This is a genomic window from Zoogloea sp. LCSB751, assembly GCF_002028455.1.
GTDB lineage: Bacteria > Pseudomonadota > Gammaproteobacteria > Burkholderiales > Rhodocyclaceae > Zoogloea.
The window spans coordinates 1-229 of record NZ_MWUM01000726.1 but is presented as its reverse complement, the minus strand read 5'-3'; the positions used below and the strand labels follow the sequence as shown (position 1 = coordinate 229).

The following is a 229-nucleotide window of genomic DNA, read 5'->3' as shown; positions in this document are numbered from 1 at the left end:
CGGCCGGGATGAGACTGGCCGGCCGGCACCTGCAACAGCTCCTTGAAGCCGATGGCATAGTGCTGAGGTTGGTGTTGCGGTTGGGCGGCGTTTTCCAGCGTGAACAGGGCGATCAACTGTTTGCCGAGGTGGCCGCGGGCCCCCTCGGCAAACAGGGTGTAGCGGCCATACAGTGCCATACCGGGCACGTGATCCGCCTTGGGATTGCCCGCTTTGTCGAGACCCAGAT

At 63.8% G+C, this 229-nt stretch carries 1 protein-coding gene; it reads right to left on the bottom strand.

Annotation, left to right across the window (positions count from 1 at the left end; all coding sequences use genetic code 11):
- The coding region (locus tag B4920_RS28345; RefSeq protein ID WP_368664756.1) for an NAD(P)/FAD-dependent oxidoreductase at positions 1 to 229 on the bottom strand (229 nt) is incomplete at both ends.